Here is a 19,156-nt window from a genome sequence, read left to right as displayed (position 1 = left end):
CCGTGTGCCGCTTCCATGCCCGCGGCCCCCTGTTCGCCGCCTCGATGTCCCAAAGAGTGGCAAAACTACCTAACCTGGGACGATGGGTGAGGACAGACGCCTTCGGGCCGTGGTGGCGCTGGCGCAGGGCATGGCGGCGGCGCACTCTCCGCGCGAGTCCTGGCGGGCGGCCGCGCTGGGGGCCCGGGACGCGCTGGGCGGAAACTTCGCGGCGCTCTCGGTGTGGGAGCGCGAGTGCGGCCGGCTGCGGGTCCTCGCGAACGTGGGGGAGCTGACGCCGGACGAGGAGGAGTTCCCGACCGGCGAGGCCTACCCGGTCCACCAGTTCCCGGAGATCACCGAGTTCCTGCACGAGCGCTGGGCCGGGGGCGGGGGGCCCAACGCCTGGGTCGAGACCGCGAGCGGCACCGCGACCGGGCGGGCCGGGTACTGCCACCAGCGCGTCGCGGCCCTGCGCCGGCGCGGCCGCGGCTGCTGCGTCGTCGCCCCGGTCGTGCTGCACGGCCGCGCCTGGGGCGAGCTGTACGTGGCCCGGCCGCCGGGCGAGCCCGTCTTCGACCGCGCCGACGCCGACTTCGCCACCGTCCTCGCCTCGGTCGTCGCCGCCGGGATAGCCCAGACCGAGCGCCTGGAGGAGGCCCGCCGCCTGGCCTTCACCGACGCGCTCACGGGGCTCGCCAACCGCCGTGCCGTGGACGTCTGCCTGGAGGAGGCGGTCGAGCGCCACCGCGGGGAGGGGGCCGTGGTCAGCCTGGTGGTCTGCGACGTCAACGGGCTCAAGAAGGTCAACGACACCCGGGGGCACGCGGTGGGCGACCGGCTCCTCGAACGGTTCGGCTCGGTGCTCTCGCTGTGCGGCGCGATGCTCCCGGGCGCGCTCGCCGCCCGGCTCGGCGGCGACGAGTTCTGCCTGCTCGCGGTGGGTCCGGACGCCGACGCCGTGGTCCGGGTGGCCGACGAACTGTGCCGCCGGGCGGCCGAGTTGGAGCTCGGTGAGGGCGTGGCCTGCGGGGTCGCCTCGACCCAGGACCCGATCGGGCCGGTGCTCTCGGCGCGCCGGCTGTTCCGGCTCGCGGACGCGGCGCAGTACCGCGCCAAGGCCGTCCGCGCCGGGAAGCCGGTGGTCGCCGGGCGCGAGGGTGAGGGTCCGGAGGACCCGGTCGTACGGCTGGCCGACGCCCCGCCCCCCGAAGGGGCGGGCGAGCGGCGGCGCTTCAGAGGCCGCCGCTCCTAGCCGTACGCCCGGTCGTGCGTCCGGTCATGCGTCCGGCCGCGCGCCCGCCGCGGCCGCGGACGGCTCCGGCCGCACATCCGGCCGTACGCCTCTCCGGCCGCGGACGGCGGTCGTCCGGGCGTAAGGGTCCGTTCCGTATTCCGCCCGTGACATCCGTAGATTCACTGCGTAGGCTCCTGAATATGAATATGCACACTGTGGTGGTGGGGACCTCCGGGGCCACCGCGTCCGACGTGCTCGCCGTGGCGCGGGGCGGTGCCCGCGTCGAACTCTCCGGCGAGGCGGTGACCGCCCTCACCGCGGCCCGCGAGACCGTGGACGCGCTCGCGGCCAAGCCGGACCCGGTGTACGGCGTCTCCACCGGCTTCGGCGCCCTCGCGACCCGGCACATCGGCCCCGAACTGCGGGCGCGGCTGCAGCGCAACATCGTCCGCTCGCACGCCGCCGGCATGGGCCCCCGCGTGGAGCGCGAGGTCGTCCGCGCCCTGATGTTCCTGCGCCTGAAGACGGTGTGCTCGGGCCGCACGGGCGTCCGGCCCTCCGTCGCGCAGGCCATGGCGGACGTCCTGAACGCCGGCATCACCCCGGTCGTGCACGAGTACGGCTCGCTGGGCTGCTCCGGGGACCTCGCCCCGCTGTCCCACTGCGCCCTGACGCTGATGGGCGAGGGCGAGGCGGAGGGACCCGACGGCATGGTGCGCCCGGCCGCCGAACTCCTCGCCGCGCACGGGATCGCCCCCGTGGAACTGCGCGAGAAGGAGGGCCTCGCGCTCCTCAACGGCACCGACGGCATGCTCGGCATGCTGGTCATGGCCCTCGCGGACCTCGACGTCCTCTACAGGTCGGCGGACGTCACGGCGGCCCTGTCCCTGGAGGCGCTGCTCGGCACGGACAAGGTGCTGGCACCCGAGCTGCACGCGATCCGCCCGCACCCCGGCCAGGCCGCGTCCGCCGCCAACATGCTCGCCGTGCTGAAGGGCTCGGGGCTGACGGGACATCACCAGGACGACGCGCCGCGCGTGCAGGACGCGTACTCGGTGCGCTGCGCGCCGCAGGTCGCGGGTGCGGGCCGGGACACGCTCGCCCACGCCCGGCTGGTCGCCGAGCGCGAACTGGCCGCCGCCGTCGACAACCCGGTGGTCCTGCCCGACGGCCGCGTGGAGTCGAACGGCAACTTCCACGGGGCGCCCGTCGCGTACGTGCTGGACTTCCTGGCCATCGCGGCGGCGGACCTCGCCTCGATCGCCGAGCGCCGCACCGACCGGCTGCTCGACAAGAACCGCAGCCACGGGCTGCCGCCGTTCCTCGCGGACGACGCGGGCGTGGACTCGGGCCTGATGATCGCCCAGTACACGCAGGCGGCGCTGGTGAGCGAGATGAAGCGGCTGGCCGTGCCCGCCTCGGCCGACTCCATCCCGTCCTCGGCGATGCAGGAGGACCACGTCTCCATGGGCTGGTCGGCGGCGCGCAAGCTGCGCACGGCGGTCGGCGACCTCTCGCGCGTGCTGGCGGTCGAGCTGTACGCCGCCACGCGCGCGGTCGAGCTGCGCGAGGGGCTGACCCCGGCGCCGGCCACCCGCGCGGTCGTCGACGCGGCCCGCGCGGCGGGGGTCGCGGGCCCGGGGCCCGACCGCTACCTGGCCCCGGACCTGGAGGCCGCGGACGCCTTCGTCCGCACCGGCGGGCTGCTGGCGGCGGTGGAGGCGGTGACGGGGCCGCTGAGGTGACGCGGCGGCCGCCGGAGCGGTCGGGGCGGGGGCGGGTGCGGCCTCAGGCCGTCGCGCGCTCCCGCCGCACCGAGTACACGACGAAACCCGCTCCCAGGCCCAGCAGCAGCGTGCCGCCGGCCACGTACGGCGTCGTGTCGAAGCTGCCGGTGTCGGCGAGCCGGGCGCCGTCCGCGGAGTCCGTCGACGAGGTCTGTGAGGTCCGAGAAGCCCGGGAGGTCTGAGAGGTCCGCGCGACGGACGAGACCGCGGTGGTGTCCGCCGTGCCGTCCGCCGTGGTGGACGCCGCGGTCCCCGCGTCCGCCCCGGCCCGCGTGGACGTCGTCGTCGCGGTGGTGCGGAGGACGTCCTCCGGGGCGGTCCGGTCCACCGTCGCGTTCGCGGACGGGACGAACCACAGCGCGCCCAGCAGGGTCCCTGCTGCGGTGGCGGTCAGCAACGAGCGACGAGCGGCGGACACTGAATATCGATCCCCTTGTGGCGCTGGCGAATTGGCCGTATGAGGGGATGCTAATGAAAGGCGCGGGTCGCGGGAAAGTCGTGGGCGTCCGGGGCCGTACGCTCCGTCCCATGAGCACTCCTGAGACATCATCCTTTGTCCGGCTTCGCGTCGACCTCGTGCTGGAGATCACTGACGCCGAGGCCCTCACCGGGGCCGCGCTGGGCAGAATCGCCGACTCCGCCGCCGCGGGCGACCTGCCGGCCGGCGAGCGCGCGCACGCCGAGAGCGCGGTGACGGAGGACACGGCCGAGGCCCTCGCCTATCTCGTCGATCCGTTCGACCTGGTCAGCGCGGTGCCCGGGATCGACCTCGCGCAGGCGTCGTGGAGCAGCGAGGAGGTCGACCACGATCCGGATTCGCTCGAATGGGACCTCGACGACGATGATGACGACAGCGGCTACGACGGTGACGGCGATCGCGACGGCGAGGAGGCCGGAGTGCGCTGACGCGCTTGGGGAAAACTTGACCCCGGGCGGCAACCGGCCCCCGGGGTTTCGTCGTCTCAGCAGGCGCGGTGACCGATGTACGCACCATGCGCCGCGGGACGTGGCGTGCCCCACACATGCGATGGATGTGGAACGGGACGAACCGGTCGTAGCGTTGAAGTCTTAACGGGGACTCTCGGGGTTTTGGGGATTCGGCAACGATGGAGAAGCGTGTGATGACGGACAGTAGGCGGCGCAGGGGCCTGGCGGCCGCGTCCGCCCTGCTCGGCGGTGTACTGGTGCTCTCTGCGTGCAGCGGAAGCGAGGCCGACGGCGACTCGGGCGGGGGGACCACCTCTCAGGCGAAGGCCGACGAGGCGGCCGCCGAGAAGAGCTCCGAGGCCCAGATCAAGATCACTCCCGGCGACGGCTCCGACAACGCCTCCATCAACAACGCCGCCAAGGTGACCGTGGCCAAGGGCACCCTCACGGACGTCACGATGAAGACCGCGGACGGGCAGGCCGTGCCCGGGGAGATATCGGCCGACAAGAAGAGCTGGGCGCCCAGCGGGCAGCTGGAGCGCGCCACCACGTACAGGATCTCGGCGGTGGCCGCGGACTCGGAGGGCCGCAAGGCCCACGAGAACGCCTCGTTCACCACGGTCTCCCCGGCCAACAGCTTCATCGGCAACTTCACGCCCGAGGACGGCTCCACCGTCGGCGTCGGCATGCCGGTCTCGATCAACTTCGACAAGGCGATCACCAACAAGGCCGCGGTGCAGAAGGGCGTCACCGTGACCTCCAGCTCCGGCCAGGAGGTCGTCGGCCACTGGTTCAGCGCCAACCGCCTGGACTTCCGGCCCGAGGAGTACTGGAAGGGCGGCTCCAAGGTCACCCTGAAGCTGTCCCTCGACGGCGTCGAGGGCGCGGACGGCGTCTATGGCGTGCAGCAGAAGACCGTCAGCTTCACGATCGGCCGCAACCAGGTCTCCGTCGTCGACGCCCAGACCAAGCAGATGAAGGTCATGCGCGACGGCAAGGTCGTCAAGACCATCCCGATCTCCGCGGGCTCGCCGGAGAACAAGACGTACGAGGGCCAGATGGTGATCTCCGAGAAGTTCAAGGAGACCCGGATGAACGGCGCGACCGTCGGCTTCACCGACGACGACGGCGAGGGCGAGTACGACATCAAGGACGTGCCGCACGCCATGCGCCTGTCCACCTCCGGCACCTTCATCCACGGCAACTACTGGGGCGCGAAGTCCATCTTCGGCTCGGTGAACACCAGCCACGGCTGTGTCGGCCTGTCCGACACCAAGGGCGCGAACGACCCGAACACCGCGGCCGCCTGGTTCTACAACAACTCGCTGATCGGCGACGTGGTCGTCGTCAAGAACACCGGCGACAAGACCATCGCCCCGGACAACGGCCTCAACGGCTGGAACATGGACTGGGCCACCTGGAAGCAGGGCTCGGCGGTCTGACGCCGCGCGCCTCCCGGCCGGCACCTCGTACGACGGCGCCGGTCCCCCTCCGGAGGGGGACCGGCGCCGTCGGCGTTCCCGGGGCCGGAGCGCCGGCCCGGCGCGGCCACAGGCTTCTCATCGTTCTCTTATGCCGGCCTTACGTCTTCATCACGCGCCGTCCCTACCTTGCCGCCATGTTCTTCACCTATCTGAGGCGCGAGCTGCGCCGCCGCAGGAAGGCGGCGCTCGTCGTCGCCTCCGGCCTCGCGCTGGGCATCGCGCTGGTCATCGTGGTCACCTCCGTGTCGTCCGGCATGGAGAAGGCACAGGGCAAGGTCCTGCAGTCGCTGTACGGGCTCGGCACCGACATGACCGTCACCAAGGCGGCCCAGGCGCCTCAGGAGGGGGAGCGGCGGGGGCCGCGCTTCGAGTTCGACGCCCGCGACGGCGACTCCGACGAGGAGCAGAGCAGCGACCGCGTCATGGTGCAGGGCTTCCAGACCCTGGCGGCGGGCACGGTGACGAAGGTCGGCGGCCAGAAGGGCGTCGCGGACGCCGTCGGCGGGCTGAGCCTGAACGTGGTGAAGGTCAGCGGGCAGTTCCGGCGCGGCGAGCTCCAGCAGGACCAGGGCTCCGGCCGGCAGGGCGGTCCGGGCGGCGGTGGGTCCGGCGGCCAGCCGCAGGGCCGGGTCCAGGGCGGCGGCGCCGACTTCGACGTCGACAGCTACACGGTCTACGGCACGGACGTCACCGAGCCCGCCCTGGGCCCGCTGACCTCCTCGAAGATCACCGAGGGCCGTACCTTCAAGACCTCCGAGACGGACGCGAAGGTCGTCGTCGCCGACGCCTCCTACGCGAAGGAGAAGAAGCTCGACCTCGGCGACAGCGTCACCGTCAAGGGCACGAAGTTCGAGGTCGTCGGCATCGCGACGCCCGACAGCGGGGACGCGGCGGCCGACCTCTACCTCCCGCTGGAGCAGGCCCAGACGCTGAGCGACTCCCAGGACGAGGTCACCACGATCTACGTCAGGGCGTCCGACTCGCAGCGGATCGACGCGGTGAAGTCGACCATCCAGGAGAACATCCCGGGGACGACCGTCACCACCTCCGCCGACCTCGCCGACACGGTCTCCGGCTCCCTGTCGACCGCCTCCGACCTCGCCTCCGACGTCGGCAAGTGGCTGTCCGCCGTGGTCCTCGCGGCCGCCTTCCTGGTCGCCGGGCTGCTGACCTCCTCGGCGGTCTCGCGCCGCGTGCGCGAGTTCGGCACCCTCAAGGCGCTCGGCTGGCGCTCCGGCCGCGTGACCCGGCAGGTCGTCGGCGAGGCCGTCGTCAACGGACTGGTCGGCGGCGTCCTCGGCATCGCCCTCGGTCTGGCCGGCGCGTACGCCGTCACCGCGATCAGCCCCACGCTGCAGGCGCAGGTCGGCGCCACCGGCGGTGGCGGCGGCGCGGGCGGTCCCGGCGGGGGCGGTGGCTTCATGGGCGGCGGCGGCCCCGGCCGGCAGGCGTCCCAGGCCCTGGAGGTCGCGCTGACCGCGCCCGTCGGCCTCACCACCATCGCCGTCGCGGTCGGCCTCGCGGTCGCCGGCGGCCTGATCGCGGGCGCGTTCGGCGGCTGGCGCGCCTCCCGGCTGCGGCCCGCGGACGCCCTGCGCCGCGTCGAGTAGTCCGGCAGTCCGGCCCCCCTCCCGTATCCCAGTCCCAGGAGCTGCACCATGTACGAACTCAGAGGCGTCACCAAGCGCTACACACGGGGCAAGGCCACCGTCGACGCGCTCGCCGGCGTCGACCTGACCATCCCGGACGGCGACCGGCTCGTCATCCAGGGCCCCACCGGCGGCGGCAAGTCCACCCTGCTGCAGATGCTCGGCGGACTCGACCGGCCGACCGCCGGCAGCATCGGCCTCGACGGCACGGACCTGGCGAAGCTCTCCGAGGCGAAGCTCACCCAGGTGCGCAGCGAGAAGATCGGCTTCGTCTTCCAGAGCTTCAACCTCATCCCCACGCTCACCGCCCAGGAGAACGTCGAGACCGCGCTCGTGCCGCTGCGGCTGAAGGCGGGGGAGCGGCGGGAGCGGGCCGCCGAGGCGCTGAGGTCGGTCGGTCTCGGCGAGCGGCTCGGCCACCTCCCGTCGGAGCTGTCCGGCGGGCAGCAGCAGCGCGTCGCGATCGCCCGCGCGCTGGTCAAGCAGCCGAAGGTGCTGCTCGCCGACGAACCCACCGGCAACCTCGACGAGTCCACGCGCGACGAGATCATGGACGTGCTGGAGGGCCTGTGGAAGGAGCACGGGCTCACTTTCGTGATGGTCACCCACGACTCGTCCCTGGCCGAAAAGGCCCCGCGCCTCGTGACCATCCGCAAGGGGAGGATCACGGTGAAGGAGAACGCGGGGGCGTGATGCGTCCGGAGGCGGCGTACAAGGGCAGATGCCTGCCCGGGGCGATGCGGTCAGCGCCTGACGATTCGGTGATTTCCGATCGGTTGCGTAGCTAATCAGTCAACTCTTCACACACGTCACACTATTGAGCACGCGATCACCTCCCCGGCATACTGCGTGCACCGGGGGGTGCGTACGGCTGCGTGCGGGGATTCCCCCTGGCCGGACGGGCGGTCTCGTTCGTCCGGACTTCAGCTCCAGGGGGAGTTTTGCGCAGACAAGTGAAGAGAGCATGCGCTGCCGCAGTGGCCACCGCGGCCGCCGTGGCGCTGACGGCGGGCCTGACCAGCCCGGCGTCGGCCGGAGCCCGGCTCGCGAACGGCGCCGGTACGGCCGGCACCACCGCCGGGAACCACCGCATCACCCTGATCACGGGTGACCGCGTCGTCGTCGACGGGAAAGGCCGCCCCGTGGGCGTGCAGCGGGCGAAGGGCCGGGAGGGGATACCCTTCCGGATACGCAGGGCCGACGGCCACACCCTCGTGGTGCCCGCCGACGCGGCCCGCCTGATCGCCACCGGCAAGCTCGACCAGCGGCTGTTCGACATCACGGTGCTGAACAAGTCCGTGACCCGCAAGGCCCAGAAGAAGGGCCTGAAGGTGATCGTCGGTTACAAGGGCGCCGCCGCCGGAGCCCGCGAGGACGTCCGCGACGCGGGCGGCACCCAGGTCCGCCGCACCCTGAAGGCCCTGAACGCGGACGCGGTCCAGACCCCGAAGGGCGACGCGCACGAGCTGTGGAACGCGGTGACCGACACCGACGGCACCACCGCCTCCGGCATCGCGGGCATCTGGCTCGACGGCATCCGCAGGGTGAGCCTGGACAAGTCCGTACCGCAGATCGGCGCGCCCACGGCGTGGAAGGCCGGCTACGACGGCAAGGGTGTCAGGATCGCCGTCCTGGACACCGGCATCGACGCGACGCACGACGACCTCAAGGGCCAGGTCGTCGCGGCGAAGAACTTCTCCGCCGCCAAGGGCACGAACGACGCCTACGGCCACGGCACGCACGTCGCCTCCATCGCGGCGGGCACGGGCGCGAAGTCGGGCGGTACGTACAAGGGCGTCGCCCCGGGGGCCGAGCTGCTCAACGGCAAGGTCCTCGACGACTCCGGCTACGGCGAGGACTCCGGCATCCTCGCCGGCATGGAGTGGGCCGCCGCGCAGGGCGCCGACGTGGTGAACCTCAGCCTGGGCGGCCTCGACACGCCCGGGACCGACCCGCTGGAAGCGCAGATCGACAAGCTCTCCGCCGAGACGGGCGTGCTCTTCGCGGTCGCCGCGGGCAACGAGGGCGAGTTCGGTGAGCAGACCGTCGGCTCCCCGGGCAGCGCGGCCGCCGCGCTCACGGTCGGCGCCGTCGACGACAACGACAAGCTCGCGGACTTCTCCAGCCGTGGTCCCGGCGCGGACGGCCAGATCAAGCCCGACGTGACGGCGCCGGGTGTGGCCATCACCGCGGCCTCCGCCAAGGGCAGCGTCATCGCGCGGGAGGTCGGCGAGAGCCCGGCCGGCTATGTGACGATCGACGGCACGTCGATGGCGACCCCGCACGTCGCGGGCGCGGCGGCGATCCTGAAGCAGCGGCACCCGGAGTGGACGTACGCCGAGCTCAAGGGCGCCCTCACGGCGTCCGCCAAGGGCGGCGCGTACACCCCGTTCCAGCAGGGCACCGGCCGTATCCAGGTGGACAGGGCGCTCGAGCAGACGGTGATCGCCGACCCGGTGTCGGTGAGCTTCGGCACCCAGCAGTGGCCGCACACCGACGACACCCCGGTGACCAAGGGGGTGACGTACAGGAACCTCGGAGAGGAGGACGTCACCCTCACGCTGTCGGTCGCGGGCACGGGCCCCAAGGGCCAGGCGGCTCCCGCCGGGTTCTTCACGCTCGGCGCGGACACGGTGACGGTCCCGGCGGGCGGCACCGCCTCCGTCGACCTGACCGCCGACACCAGGCTGGGCGGCACCGTCGACGGCGCGTACTCCGCGTACGTGACCGCCACGGGCGGCGGCCGGACGGTGCGCACCGCGGCCGCCGTGCAGCGCGAGGTGGAGTCGTACGACGTCACCTTCGAGCACATCGGCAGGGACGGCAGGCCGACGGACGTCCACAACACCACGCTGGACGGTTACTCGGGGCTCGGAGCGGACCGCGGCTACACCGTCCCGGCCACCGGCTCCGGCACGGCGACCCTGCGGGTGCCCAAGGGCACGTACCTGCTGGACTCCTGGATCGCCAAGGACCTGGAGACCTTCAAGGGCGGCATCGACTGGCTGGTCCAGCCGAAGCTGGCCGTCACGAAGAACACGACCGTGACGCTCGACGCCCGTAGGACGAAGGCGGCCGACATCACGGTGCCGGACAAGAAGGCCAAGCAGGTGTCCGCGTCGATCGACTACGTCTACGACGCAGCGGGCATCGCCATCAGTGTCGGCCTCGACACCTTCGCCAACGTGCGCATGGCCCACCTCGGCCCGGAGGCGAGCGGTCTGCAGCAGACGTGGGGCGGCCAGTGGACCAAGGGCGGCTCCGCCGAGTACGACGTGGCCACCACCGCCGAGGTCAAGAAGATCGTGCCGGACAAGGTCCGCCACTACAAGGCGGGCGAGTTCGCCACGGTGCGCAACGACCTCGCGTCCGGGGCGGCGGGCAAGACCGGCGGCCTCGACGTCATCGGCGTCCTCCCCGAGAACGCCGTCTTCGGCTCCGCCGTGGAGCAGAAGCTGCGGAGCTCGCGCACGCTGTACCTCTCGACGTCCGACAAGGTCCGGTGGACGTTCGACTTCACGCAGTACTCGGGCAAGAAGGACGACCAGGGCCTCCCGGTCCCCGAGGCCTACTACTCGCTCGGTGACCCGCAGACCTTCAAGGCGGGCAAGAAGTACACGAAGACCTTCAACAAGGCGGTCTTCGGCCCGGCGCTGGGCGCGGACCACGGCCTCTTCCGCGAGGGCAACACGCTCTACGGCTCGCTGCCGCTGTTCGCCGACGGCAGCAAGCACGCGGGTTCGTCCGACTTCACCTCGGTCAGCACCACCCTCTACCGCAACGGCAAGAAGGTCGGCACCAACAAGGACCCGCTGTTCGGGGAGGAGTTCACGGTCCCGTCCGGGGACGCCGCGTACAAGCTGACCACGTCGGTCGAGCGCAGCTCCAGGATCGCCGCGGCCTCCACCCGCATCGACGCGAGCTGGACGTTCCGCTCCAAGAAGCCCGGCACCGACGGCGTGAAGCTGCCCGCCTCCGTGGCCCGCTTCAGCCCGTCGCTCGACGACACCAACCGCGCGACGGCCGGGAAGAAGGTCACCGTCCCGGTCACCGTCCAGGGCACGGCCGCCGGCAAGAACCTGAAGTCGCTGTCGGTGTACGTGTCGTACGACGGCGGCAAGAAGTGGACCAAGCTCACCGTCAAGAGCGGCAAGGTCACCTACAAGAACCCGGCCAAGGGCAAGGCGATCTCCTACCGCGCCAAAATCACCGACAAGAAGGGCAACGAGTCGGTGGTGTCGATCTACAACGCGTACTACGGGAAGTGAGCCCTCGGCCCGCTGAACCGGTTCGCCGAGCGCTGACGCGCCGGGGCGGCCCGCCGGAGATTCTTTCTCCGGCGGGCCGTCCGTGTTCGTATGGGCGTATGACCGTGCGAACCGTGGAGTACATCCGCTACCGGATCCCCGAGGAGCAGTCGGCCGAGTTCCTGGCCGCCTACACCCGTGCCGTCGCGCACCTGGCGGCGGCCCCGCAGTGCGTCGAGTACGAGCTGACGCGCTGGGAGGAGGACTTCGAGCACTTCGTGCTGCGCATCGTGTGGACCTCGGCCGAGGAGTACGTCGAGGGGTTCCGCACCTCGGAGCTGTTCCCCGACTTCCTCGCCGAGGTCGAGCCGTTCACCGGCCGCATCGAGGAGATGCGCCACTACACGCCGACCACGGTGCGCGGCACGGGCGGCGCCGTGCCGGCCCTCCACGAGCGCGCGGGCGGCCCCGAGGCCCTCGCCCGGCTCGTCGAGGTCTTCCACGACAGGGCCCTGAAGGACGACGTCCTGGCGCCGGTCTTCGCGGGCCTCCTGCCCGAGCAGGCGGAGCAGATCGCGCTCCGGCTCGGCGAGGCGGCCGGCGGACCGGTCGCGGACCTCGAGCAGCCCGGCGGGCCCGACCACGTGATCGCCCGCCACCTCGGCCGCACCCTCACCGAGCCGCAGCGGCGCCGCTGGGTGAACCTGCTCCAGGACGCGGCGGACGAGGCCGGCCTGCCGGCGGACGCCGAGTTCCGGGCGGCGTTCCTCGCCCACGTCGAGCGGACCACGCGGCGCGTCGCGCACTTCTCCGCGTCGGACGCGGCGGGCCCGGCGGGGCCGCAGCGGCCGAAGGAGACGTGAGGGGCGGTCCGGCGCACCGGACGCGGCGTCGGCTGCGGCTGCGGCGACGGCTGCGCGGCCGCCGCCCGCGCGTCCTCAGGCCGGCGCCGTGCCCGTCCCCGCGCGGGTCGCGTCCGCGCCCCAGCTCGCCAGCAGGCGCAGCGCCTCCGCGGACGGCGTACCGGCCTCCGCGTGGTACGTGATGAGCATCTGCTCCGGCTCGGCCGGCGGCTGGAACGACTCGAAGTTCAGCGTCAGGTCGCCCACCAGCGGATGGCGCAGCGCCTTCACACCGTGGGACTTCTCCTTGACGTCGTGCCGTGCCCACAGCTGCCGGAACTCCGGGCTCTTCACCGACAACTCGCCCACCAGCGCCGACAGCTGGGGGTCGTCCGGGTGGCGGCCCGCGTTCATCCGCAGCATGCCGACGATGTCCGTGGCCTTGGACTCCCAGTCGGCGAACAACTGGCGGTAGTCGGGCCGCAGGAACACCAGGCGCGCCCAGTTGCGCTCCTGCGCCGGCAGCTCGGACCAGTCGCCGAACAGGGCGGCGGCCATCCGGTTCCAGGCCAGGATCTGCGTACGCCGCCCGGTGACGTACGCGGGGGTGCCCTCGAAGGTGTCGAGCAGCTGCCGCAGGGACGGCCGCACCTGCTGCGCCCGGTACGCGTGCTTCCTGCGCTGCGGCCGCGGCCTCGCCAGATGCGTCAGGTGCGCGTGCTCGGCGTCGCTCAGGCGCAGCGCGCGGGCGATGGAGTCGAGCACCTCGGCCGACACGTTGCGCCCGTTGCCCTGTTCCAGCCGGGTGTAGTACGCGACGGAGACCCCGGCCAGCTGCGCCAGCTCCTCGCGCCGCAGCCCCGGCACCCGGCGGTGCCGCCCGAAGTCCGGCAGCCCCACGTCCTCCGGCTTCAGCCGCGCCCGGCGGGTGCGCAGGAACTCGCTCAGCTCCGCACGCCGGTCCAGCGCGCGGCCGGCCTCCCCGGTTCCGTCCGAGGAGTCCGTGGCGAGAGGATGCTGCTGGTCCATAGACCCAGTATCCCCGGTCGTACGCACGTCAGCCTGACCCCGCCAGTAGTAGGACCACTGGACGTACGCAAAGCTGTGACCTGGGTGGATGTCACAGGAGGAGGCAGAGTGGCACAAGTGCCGGACGGAACGTCCGGCCGGTCCACGACTCCTCGGCAGGATTGGAAGAGGCATGACCACCGTCGCCGCGTACGCCGCCCCCGCAGGCAAGGCCCCTCTGGAGCGCACCACCATCGAGCGCCGCGAGGTCGGGGAGAACGACGTCCTCATCGAGATCAGGTTCGCGGGCATCTGCCACTCGGACATCCACATGGCCCGTGAGGGCTGGGGCGAGGCGATCTTCCCGATGGTGCCGGGGCACGAGATCGCCGGTGTCGTCACCGAGGTCGGCTCCGGTGTCACCAAGTTCGAGGTCGGCGACCACGCGGGCGTCGGCTGCATGGTCGACTCCTGCCGCGAGTGCGACAACTGCAAGGCCGGTCTGGAGCAGTACTGCGCCAAGGGCAACGTGCAGACGTACGGCGCCGTCGGCAGGGACGGCGAGGTGACCTACGGCGGCTACTCGACGCACATCGTCGTCGACCAGGACTTCGCCCTCCGCATCCCGGACGGGCTGTCCCTCGACGTCGCCGCGCCGCTGCTGTGCGCCGGCATCACCACGTACTCCCCGCTGAAGCACTGGAACGCCGGTCCCGGCAAGAAGGTCGCCGTCCTCGGCATGGGCGGCCTCGGCCACATGGGCGTCAAGATCGCGCACGCGCTCGGCGCCGAGGTGACGGTGCTGTCGCAGTCCCTGCGCAAGAAGGACGACGGCCTGAAGCTGGGCGCCGACCACTACTACGCCACCAGCGACCCGGAGACCTTCGAGAAGCTGCGCGGCTCCTTCGACCTCATCCTGTCGACGGTGTCGGCGCCGCTGGACTTCGGCGCGTACCTGTCCCTGCTGAAGACGGACGGCGCGCTGGTGAACGTGGGCGCCCCCGAGGAGCCCATCTCGCTCAACCTCTTCTCCGTGATCGGCGGCCGCAAGACCCTCGCCGGTTCCATGATCGGCGGCATCCGGGAGACCCAGGAGATGCTGGACTTCTGCGCGGAGCACGGGATCGGCGCCGAGATCGAGCTGATCTCCGCGTCCGAGATCAACGAGGCGTACGAGCGGGTGCTGGCGAGCGACGTCCGCTACCGCTTCGTGATCGACGCCGCGACGATCTGAGCCGTCGGACCCGCCTCCCGTCCCGCCGGGCCCGGACGGGGACGGGAACGCACGGGCCCGCCACCGCCCCCGCCGGCGGTGGCGGGCCCGTGCGCGTGAACGGACCCGTACGCGTCGGGGGAGCGCGCCGTGCGCCGGTTCCTCACCGGTGCGCGGCGCGGGGACCCGGAGGAGCGCCGCCGTGCGCGGGGCGGGGCGTCAGCCCTCGGCCCCGGCGACGCCGACCGGGCAGGACACGCCCGTGCCGCCGATGCCGCAGTAGCCCGCCGGGTTCTTGTCCAGGTACTGCTGGTGGTAGCCCTCGGCCGGGTGGAAGCGGCGGCCCTCGGCCGGGAGGATCTCCGTCGTGATCGTGCGGTGGCCCGCGGCCGTGAGCACCTTCTGGTAGGCCTCGCGGGACGCCTCGGCCGCGGCGGCCTGCTCCGGGGTGTGGGTGTGGATCGCCGAGCGGTACTGCGTGCCCACGTCGTTGCCCTGGCGGAAGCCCTGCGTGGGGTCGTGGGACTCCCAGAAGACCCGCAGCAGCTCCTCGTAGGAGATCCGCTCCGGGTCGTGGACCACCCGCACCGCCTCGGTGTGGCCGGTCAGGCCCGAGCACACCTCCTCGTACGTGGGGTTCTCGGTGTGGCCGCCCTGGTAGCCGACCAGGGTGGTGTACACGCCCTCGGAGAGCCGCCAGAACGTGCGCTCGGCACCCCAGAAGCAGCCCAGGGCGAAGTCGGCGATCTCCAGGCCCTGCGGGTAGGGGCCCTGGAGCGGGGTGCCGAGGACGGTGTGGCGCTCGGGGACCGTGTACGACGGCTCGGGGCGACCGCGCAGGGCCTGTTCGGGGGTGGGCAGCTGCGGCGTGCGGCTGTACAGGAACATGCGGTCTCCACGGTGTCCGAAGGAGTGGGATCCGAGCACCACAACGCCTGGTCAGGGGCCGTCATTCCGGACCGGCCGGGGACCGGCCGGGGAGAGGGCGGGAGGGGGAGGGCCGGGCGGTTCCCCGGGACTCCGGCGGACGGAGGGAGCCCAGGGACTTCCGGCGGAGGGGTCCCAGGCACTCCCGGCGGAGGGGTCCGCCGGGAGCACGGCGGCTCAGTGCAGCAGCGTCGCCGGGCTGCCGCCGTTGGCCTCGTAGCCGGCCACCGCCAGCGCCCGGTACACCGCGTACTCGGCGGCCGGGTCCGCGGTCAGGGTCCAGGGCAGCGCGCCGACGTGGCCGTCGACGTGCACCAGCTGGCTCATCGCCTCGGCCCAGCGCTCGCCGCGCACCAGGAAGAACACCAGCAGGTGCCGCACGTGGGCCAGCATCGGGTCGTCCGGGCGGGCCGAGTGCACCGCGTACAGCGCGCCGTGCACCGCCTTGGTGACGACCTCGCTCTCGTAGAAGCCGCGGACCAGGTTCACCTCGGGGAGGTGCTCGAAGACCGCGAAGAGCGGCATCGCGGCGAGCAGTGAGCCGCGGGGCGCCCGGGCGGCCGCGGCCTCCGCGAAGGAGTACGCCTCCTCCCGCGAGCCGTGCCACTTCTCGCACCAGTAGTGCAGGGCCGCCAGATGCGCTCCCATGTGCGCGGGCGCCCGGTCCAGGATCTTCAGCCAGAGCTTCTCGAACTCGGCCCGCCCGTAGCCGAGCCCACGGCCCACCGACAGCTCGACGATGTACGGGATCGGGTCGCCGGGGGCCAGCAGCGCCGCGTCCGCGCACGCCTCCCGGGCCTCCTCCATGATGATCCGGAACGCGTCCGTCCCGGGCGTCGCCGTCCGCCACGCCTGCTGGACCAGGAACTCCGCGTGCACCGCGGCCCCGCCCGCGTCCTTGGGCGCCTCGGTCCGCCACACCCGCAGCCACTGCCCGCCCGGCGTGTCGCCCACGCCGCCGGGGCGCTGCTGCAGCTCCAGCGACGCCGCGCCCGCGAACGCCTGCACGCGCTGCCAGCGCACCTCCCCGTCCGTCTCCGTCCCGGCGAGCAGCTGCGCCGCCGCGCGGTAGTCCTGCGTGCGCTGCACCAGGTCCAGGACCTGCAGCAGGTCCTCGTCGGAGCCGGGCATGCGGACGTCCAGCTCCTCCTGGCGCGCGAAGCCGTAGGTCGCCGGGTCCGCGCCGTCCGGGTGGCCGGGCGCGACCTGCTGGATGCCGGCGCGCCTGCGCATCATGATCGGCCCGATGACGAAGCCCAGCATGACCAGCGCCATCAGGACCCAGAGAATCTCCATGCCACAAGCGAACCAGACCGGTCGGACAATTGGCCAACCTGGTGAGGGAGAAAGCTGTTTCCGGGCCGGTCCGGGGGGCTCCGCCCCACCGGAGCCGGAGGTTCCGCCAGTACCGGGCCCGGAATTCCGTCCGTACCGGGCCCAGGGTTCCGTCCGTACGGAGGGCCGGGTTCCGTCCGCGCCGCGGTCCGGGCTCCGTCCGCCTCGCGCGCCCGCGGCGGCCGTTCTCCGCCATGTGCGCCGTCGCGCCCCGGCGTGGCCGCCGCAGGGCGCGGCGGCGCACTACGCTCGGTGTCCATGAGCGACAGGCACATCAGTCAGCACTTCGAGACCGTGGCGATCCACGCGGGCAACACCGCCGATCCCCTCACCGGCGCGGTCGTCCCGCCGATCTACCAGGTCTCGACCTACAAGCAGGACGGCGTCGGAGGCCTGCGCGGCGGCTACGAGTACAGCCGCAGCGCCAACCCGACCCGGACCGCCCTGGAAGAGAACCTCGCGGCCCTGGAGGGCGGCCGCCGCGGCCTCGCGTTCGCGTCCGGGCTGGCCGCCGAGGACTGCCTGTTGCGTACGCTGCTGGCCCCCGGCGACCACGTGGTCATCCCCAACGACGCGTACGGCGGCACGTTCCGCCTCTTCGCGCAGGTCGTCTCGCGGTGGGGCGTCGCCTGGTCCGTGGCCGACACGAGCGACCCGGCCGCGGTGCGGGCCGCCATCACCGAGAAGACGAAGGTCGTCTGGGTGGAGACCCCCTCCAACCCGCTGCTCGGCATCACCGACGTCGCCGCGGTCGCGCAGGTCGCGCGCGAGGCGGGCGTGAAGCTCGTCGTCGACAACACCTTCGCCAGCCCCTACCTCCAGCAGCCGCTGGCGCTCGGCGCCGACGTCGTCGTGCACTCGCTCACCAAGTACATGGGCGGCCACTCCGACGTCGTCGGCGGCGCGCTCGTCGTGGCCGACGAGGGGCTCGGCGAGGAGCTGGCGTACCACCAGAACGCGATGGGCGCCGTCGCCGGCCCCTTCGACTCCTGGCTGGTGCTGCGCGGCATCAAGACGCTGCCGGTGCGCATGGACCGGCACAGCGAGAACGCCGGCCGGGTCGCCGAGATGCTGACCCGGCACCCGCGCGTGACGCACGTGCTGTACCCGGGCCTGCCGGACCACCCCGGCCACGAGACCGCCGCGAAGCAGATGCGGGCGTTCGGCGGCATGGTCTCCTTCCGCGTCGAGGGCGGCGAGGAGGCGGCCGTCGAGGTCTGCAACCGCACCGGGGTGTTCACCCTGGGCGAGTCCCTGGGCGGCGTCGAGTCCCTGATCGAGCACCCCGGGCGCATGACGCACGCCTCCGCGGCCGGCTCCGCCCTGGAGGTCCCCGCCGACCTCGTGCGCCTCTCCGTGGGCATCGAGAACGTCGACGACCTCCTCCAGGACCTCCAGCAGGCCCTGGGCTGAGCGATCCGGGGCCGGCGGGCCCCCGGGCCGAGTGCTCCGGGGCCGCCGGGTCCCGGGCCGTCGGGTTCCCGGCCGAGTGCTCCGGAGCCCTCCGGCCCCGGCCGGTCACCAGCCCGTCAGCGGCGGAGTCGTGTCGGACGGCGGCTGCACCCACGGCCGCGCCACGGACGCCCACACCAGGAAGGCCGTGGCCGCGGCCACCAGCAGCAGCCACAGCAGCCGCCGCGCGGCCGTCCTGCGCCTTAGCATGCGGTCGCCGCGCCGCACCGTGTCCGCGTACAGCTCCGGAGGCACGGACGGCGCGGGGCCCTCCTCCAGCAGCCGCCGGACCATGTCCTCCTTGCGTATCGGCCGCGTCATGAGGGCGCCGCCTCCGCCACCGTGCGGGCCGGACCCCGCGGCGGGCGCAGCAGGGCCGTCGTCGCCCGCGCGCAGATCGCCCGTACGCGCTCCGCGGGCAGCCCGAGCAGCGCCGCCGTCTGCTCCTCGGCCACGCCCTCGTACAGGCGCAGGACGAGGACGAGCCGCTGCTGGGGCGTGAGGGCGCACAGGACGCCGCCGTCCGCGGCCGCCGGGCGGGCGCGCTGCCGCAGGAGGGCGGGGGCGAGGCCGTCGCGGTGGTACTGGAAGCCGTGCGCGAAGCGCACCGCGAGCTGCCGCCGGGCGTGGTCGTAGGGGTCCTCGCCGCGCAGCCGGTGCCAGGAGGCGTACGTGTGGGCGAGGCTGAGGGCCAGCAGGCGACGCGCGCGCGGGTTGTCGCCGGGGGACTCCGCGGTCAGCAGCGTGGCGGCGTGCAGCAGCCGCCCTGCCGCGCCCGCGACGAACGCCTCGAACTCCCGGGCACGGCGGGCGCCCCGGAACGCCTGCCGTTCTCGCACCGCGCCTCCCGCCTGAGCCCGCCCGAGGGAAAGGGAGCCCTGCCGCCGGCAGCGGCGGCGGCCGCGGACGACGGGGACCCGATCTCATATGAGGCCAGGCGGGGCCCGCCGGTCAAGAGGCCGGGCGCGAACCGGCGTGCACCGGACCGGACCGGACGCCGGCCGGGCCGGGACGGGCGGGACCGGGCGGCACGGGACCCGGGTCCGGGCGTCACCGGAACCGTCACCGG

16 protein-coding genes are annotated in these 19,156 nt (G+C 72.9%); 10 read left to right on the top strand and 6 right to left on the bottom strand.

The window, feature by feature from the left end; translation table 11 throughout:
- Nucleotides 1-82: 82 nt before the first annotated feature.
- Both IE271_RS05020 and hutH read left to right on the top strand, forming a co-directional pair.
- Entirely contained in the window at nt 83-1,234 is a 1,152-nt protein-coding gene (locus tag IE271_RS05020; protein WP_190188918.1) for a GGDEF domain-containing protein, read from the top strand.
- Between the two features lie 188 nt (nt 1,235-1,422).
- On the top strand, nt 1,423-2,961 hold the full coding sequence (hutH, locus tag IE271_RS05015) for a histidine ammonia-lyase (RefSeq protein WP_190188993.1): 1,539 nt from the start codon (nt 1,423-1,425) through the stop codon (nt 2,959-2,961).
- Nucleotides 2,962-3,004: 43 nt separating this feature from the next.
- Here the strand turns inward: hutH and IE271_RS05010 are convergent, their stop codons facing one another.
- A complete protein-coding gene (locus tag IE271_RS05010; protein ID WP_190188917.1) occupies nt 3,005-3,421 on the bottom strand; it encodes an LAETG motif-containing sortase-dependent surface protein in 417 nt (138 codons plus the stop codon).
- Nucleotides 3,422-3,531: 110 nt separating this feature from the next.
- Here IE271_RS05010 and IE271_RS05005 point away from each other — a divergent pair, with 110 nt between their 5' ends.
- The 6 genes from IE271_RS05005 to IE271_RS04980 all read left to right on the top strand — a co-directional run bounded on the left by IE271_RS05005 (nt 3,532) and on the right by IE271_RS04980 (nt 12,173).
- On the top strand, nt 3,532-3,909 hold the full coding sequence (locus IE271_RS05005; RefSeq protein WP_190188916.1) for a hypothetical protein: 378 nt from the start codon (nt 3,532-3,534) through the stop codon (nt 3,907-3,909).
- A 200-nt stretch (nt 3,910-4,109) separates the two neighbouring features.
- On the top strand, nt 4,110-5,372 hold the full coding sequence (locus tag IE271_RS05000; protein WP_190188915.1) for a L,D-transpeptidase: 1,263 nt from the start codon (nt 4,110-4,112) through the stop codon (nt 5,370-5,372).
- A 176-nt stretch (nt 5,373-5,548) separates the two neighbouring features.
- Nucleotides 5,549-7,024 (top strand): ABC transporter permease, encoded by a 1,476-nt coding sequence (locus tag IE271_RS04995; protein ID WP_190188914.1) that lies wholly within the window; start codon nt 5,549-5,551, stop codon nt 7,022-7,024.
- Nucleotides 7,025-7,072: 48 nt separating this feature from the next.
- Nucleotides 7,073-7,756 carry an ABC transporter ATP-binding protein gene (locus tag IE271_RS04990; protein ID WP_190188913.1) on the top strand — a complete coding sequence of 228 codons (684 nt, stop codon included), beginning with the start codon at nt 7,073-7,075 and terminating at the stop codon, nt 7,754-7,756.
- 284 nt (nt 7,757-8,040) lie between these two features.
- The gene (locus IE271_RS04985; protein ID WP_373308713.1) at nt 8,041-11,331 is read left to right on the top strand and encodes a S8 family peptidase; all 3,291 of its coding nucleotides are present in this window, start codon (nt 8,041-8,043) and stop codon (nt 11,329-11,331) included.
- Nucleotides 11,332-11,429: 98 nt separating this feature from the next.
- Nucleotides 11,430-12,173 (top strand): antibiotic biosynthesis monooxygenase, encoded by a 744-nt coding sequence (locus IE271_RS04980; RefSeq protein WP_190188911.1) that lies wholly within the window; start codon nt 11,430-11,432, stop codon nt 12,171-12,173.
- A 75-nt stretch (nt 12,174-12,248) separates the two neighbouring features.
- On the opposite strand, the gene IE271_RS04975 is transcribed toward IE271_RS04980, so the two are convergent.
- Nucleotides 12,249-13,181 (bottom strand): helix-turn-helix domain-containing protein, encoded by a 933-nt coding sequence (locus IE271_RS04975; RefSeq protein WP_190188910.1) that lies wholly within the window; start codon nt 13,179-13,181, stop codon nt 12,249-12,251.
- A gap of 172 nt (nt 13,182-13,353) precedes the next feature.
- On the opposite strand from IE271_RS04975, the gene IE271_RS04970 reads away from it, so the two are divergent.
- Nucleotides 13,354-14,394, top strand: coding sequence for an NAD(P)-dependent alcohol dehydrogenase (locus tag IE271_RS04970; protein ID WP_190188909.1), 1,041 nt, complete (start codon nt 13,354-13,356; stop codon nt 14,392-14,394).
- Nucleotides 14,395-14,592: 198 nt separating this feature from the next.
- Here the strand turns inward: IE271_RS04970 and msrA are convergent, their stop codons facing one another.
- Complete coding sequence (gene msrA, locus IE271_RS04965) at nt 14,593-15,261, bottom strand: peptide-methionine (S)-S-oxide reductase MsrA (RefSeq protein ID WP_190188908.1); 669 nt, start codon at nt 15,259-15,261, stop codon at nt 14,593-14,595.
- Nucleotides 15,262-15,477: 216 nt separating this feature from the next.
- Nucleotides 15,478-16,596, bottom strand: coding sequence for a hypothetical protein (locus IE271_RS04960; RefSeq protein WP_190188907.1), 1,119 nt, complete (start codon nt 16,594-16,596; stop codon nt 15,478-15,480).
- A gap of 297 nt (nt 16,597-16,893) precedes the next feature.
- Here IE271_RS04960 and IE271_RS04955 point away from each other — a divergent pair, with 297 nt between their 5' ends.
- Entirely contained in the window at nt 16,894-18,048 is a 1,155-nt protein-coding gene (locus tag IE271_RS04955; protein WP_190188906.1) for a cystathionine gamma-synthase, read from the top strand.
- 105 nt (nt 18,049-18,153) lie between these two features.
- Here the strand turns inward: IE271_RS04955 and IE271_RS04950 are convergent, their stop codons facing one another.
- Both IE271_RS04950 and IE271_RS04945 read right to left on the bottom strand, forming a co-directional pair.
- Nucleotides 18,154-18,408 carry a hypothetical protein gene (locus tag IE271_RS04950; RefSeq protein WP_190188905.1) on the bottom strand — a complete coding sequence of 85 codons (255 nt, stop codon included), beginning with the start codon at nt 18,406-18,408 and terminating at the stop codon, nt 18,154-18,156.
- A complete protein-coding gene (locus IE271_RS04945; protein ID WP_190188904.1) occupies nt 18,405-18,926 on the bottom strand; it encodes a sigma factor-like helix-turn-helix DNA-binding protein in 522 nt (173 codons plus the stop codon). Before IE271_RS04945 ends, IE271_RS04950 begins: the two co-directional genes overlap by 4 nt.
- Nucleotides 18,927-19,156: the final 230 nt, after the last annotated feature.

Origin of the sequence: Streptomyces minutiscleroticus (assembly GCF_014650875.1) — a bacterium.
Lineage (GTDB): Bacteria > Actinomycetota > Actinomycetes > Streptomycetales > Streptomycetaceae > Streptomyces > Streptomyces minutiscleroticus.
This window is presented reverse-complemented; position numbering and strand designations above follow the sequence as displayed.

Excerpts from the sequence above, each read along its gene's own strand:
- IE271_RS04960 (WP_190188907.1), bottom strand. The coding sequence starts at position 16,596 with ATGGAGATTCTCTGGGTCCTGATGGCGCTGGTCATGCTGGGCTTCGTC.
- IE271_RS05005 (WP_190188916.1), top strand. The coding sequence starts at position 3,532 with ATGAGCACTCCTGAGACATCATCCTTTGTCCGGCTTCGCGTCGACCTC.
- IE271_RS04955 (WP_190188906.1), top strand. The coding sequence starts at position 16,894 with ATGAGCGACAGGCACATCAGTCAGCACTTCGAGACCGTGGCGATCCAC.
- IE271_RS05020 (WP_190188918.1), top strand. The coding sequence starts at position 83 with ATGGGTGAGGACAGACGCCTTCGGGCCGTGGTGGCGCTGGCGCAGGGC.
- IE271_RS04950 (WP_190188905.1), bottom strand. The coding sequence starts at position 18,408 with ATGACGCGGCCGATACGCAAGGAGGACATGGTCCGGCGGCTGCTGGAG.
- IE271_RS05000 (WP_190188915.1), top strand. The coding sequence starts at position 4,110 with ATGGAGAAGCGTGTGATGACGGACAGTAGGCGGCGCAGGGGCCTGGCG.
- IE271_RS04970 (WP_190188909.1), top strand. The coding sequence starts at position 13,354 with ATGACCACCGTCGCCGCGTACGCCGCCCCCGCAGGCAAGGCCCCTCTG.
- IE271_RS04980 (WP_190188911.1), top strand. The coding sequence starts at position 11,430 with ATGACCGTGCGAACCGTGGAGTACATCCGCTACCGGATCCCCGAGGAG.
- IE271_RS04995 (WP_190188914.1), top strand. The coding sequence starts at position 5,549 with ATGTTCTTCACCTATCTGAGGCGCGAGCTGCGCCGCCGCAGGAAGGCG.
- msrA (WP_190188908.1), bottom strand. The coding sequence starts at position 15,261 with ATGTTCCTGTACAGCCGCACGCCGCAGCTGCCCACCCCCGAACAGGCC.
- IE271_RS04990 (WP_190188913.1), top strand. The coding sequence starts at position 7,073 with ATGTACGAACTCAGAGGCGTCACCAAGCGCTACACACGGGGCAAGGCC.
- IE271_RS04975 (WP_190188910.1), bottom strand. The coding sequence starts at position 13,181 with ATGGACCAGCAGCATCCTCTCGCCACGGACTCCTCGGACGGAACCGGG.
- hutH (WP_190188993.1), top strand. The coding sequence starts at position 1,423 with ATGCACACTGTGGTGGTGGGGACCTCCGGGGCCACCGCGTCCGACGTG.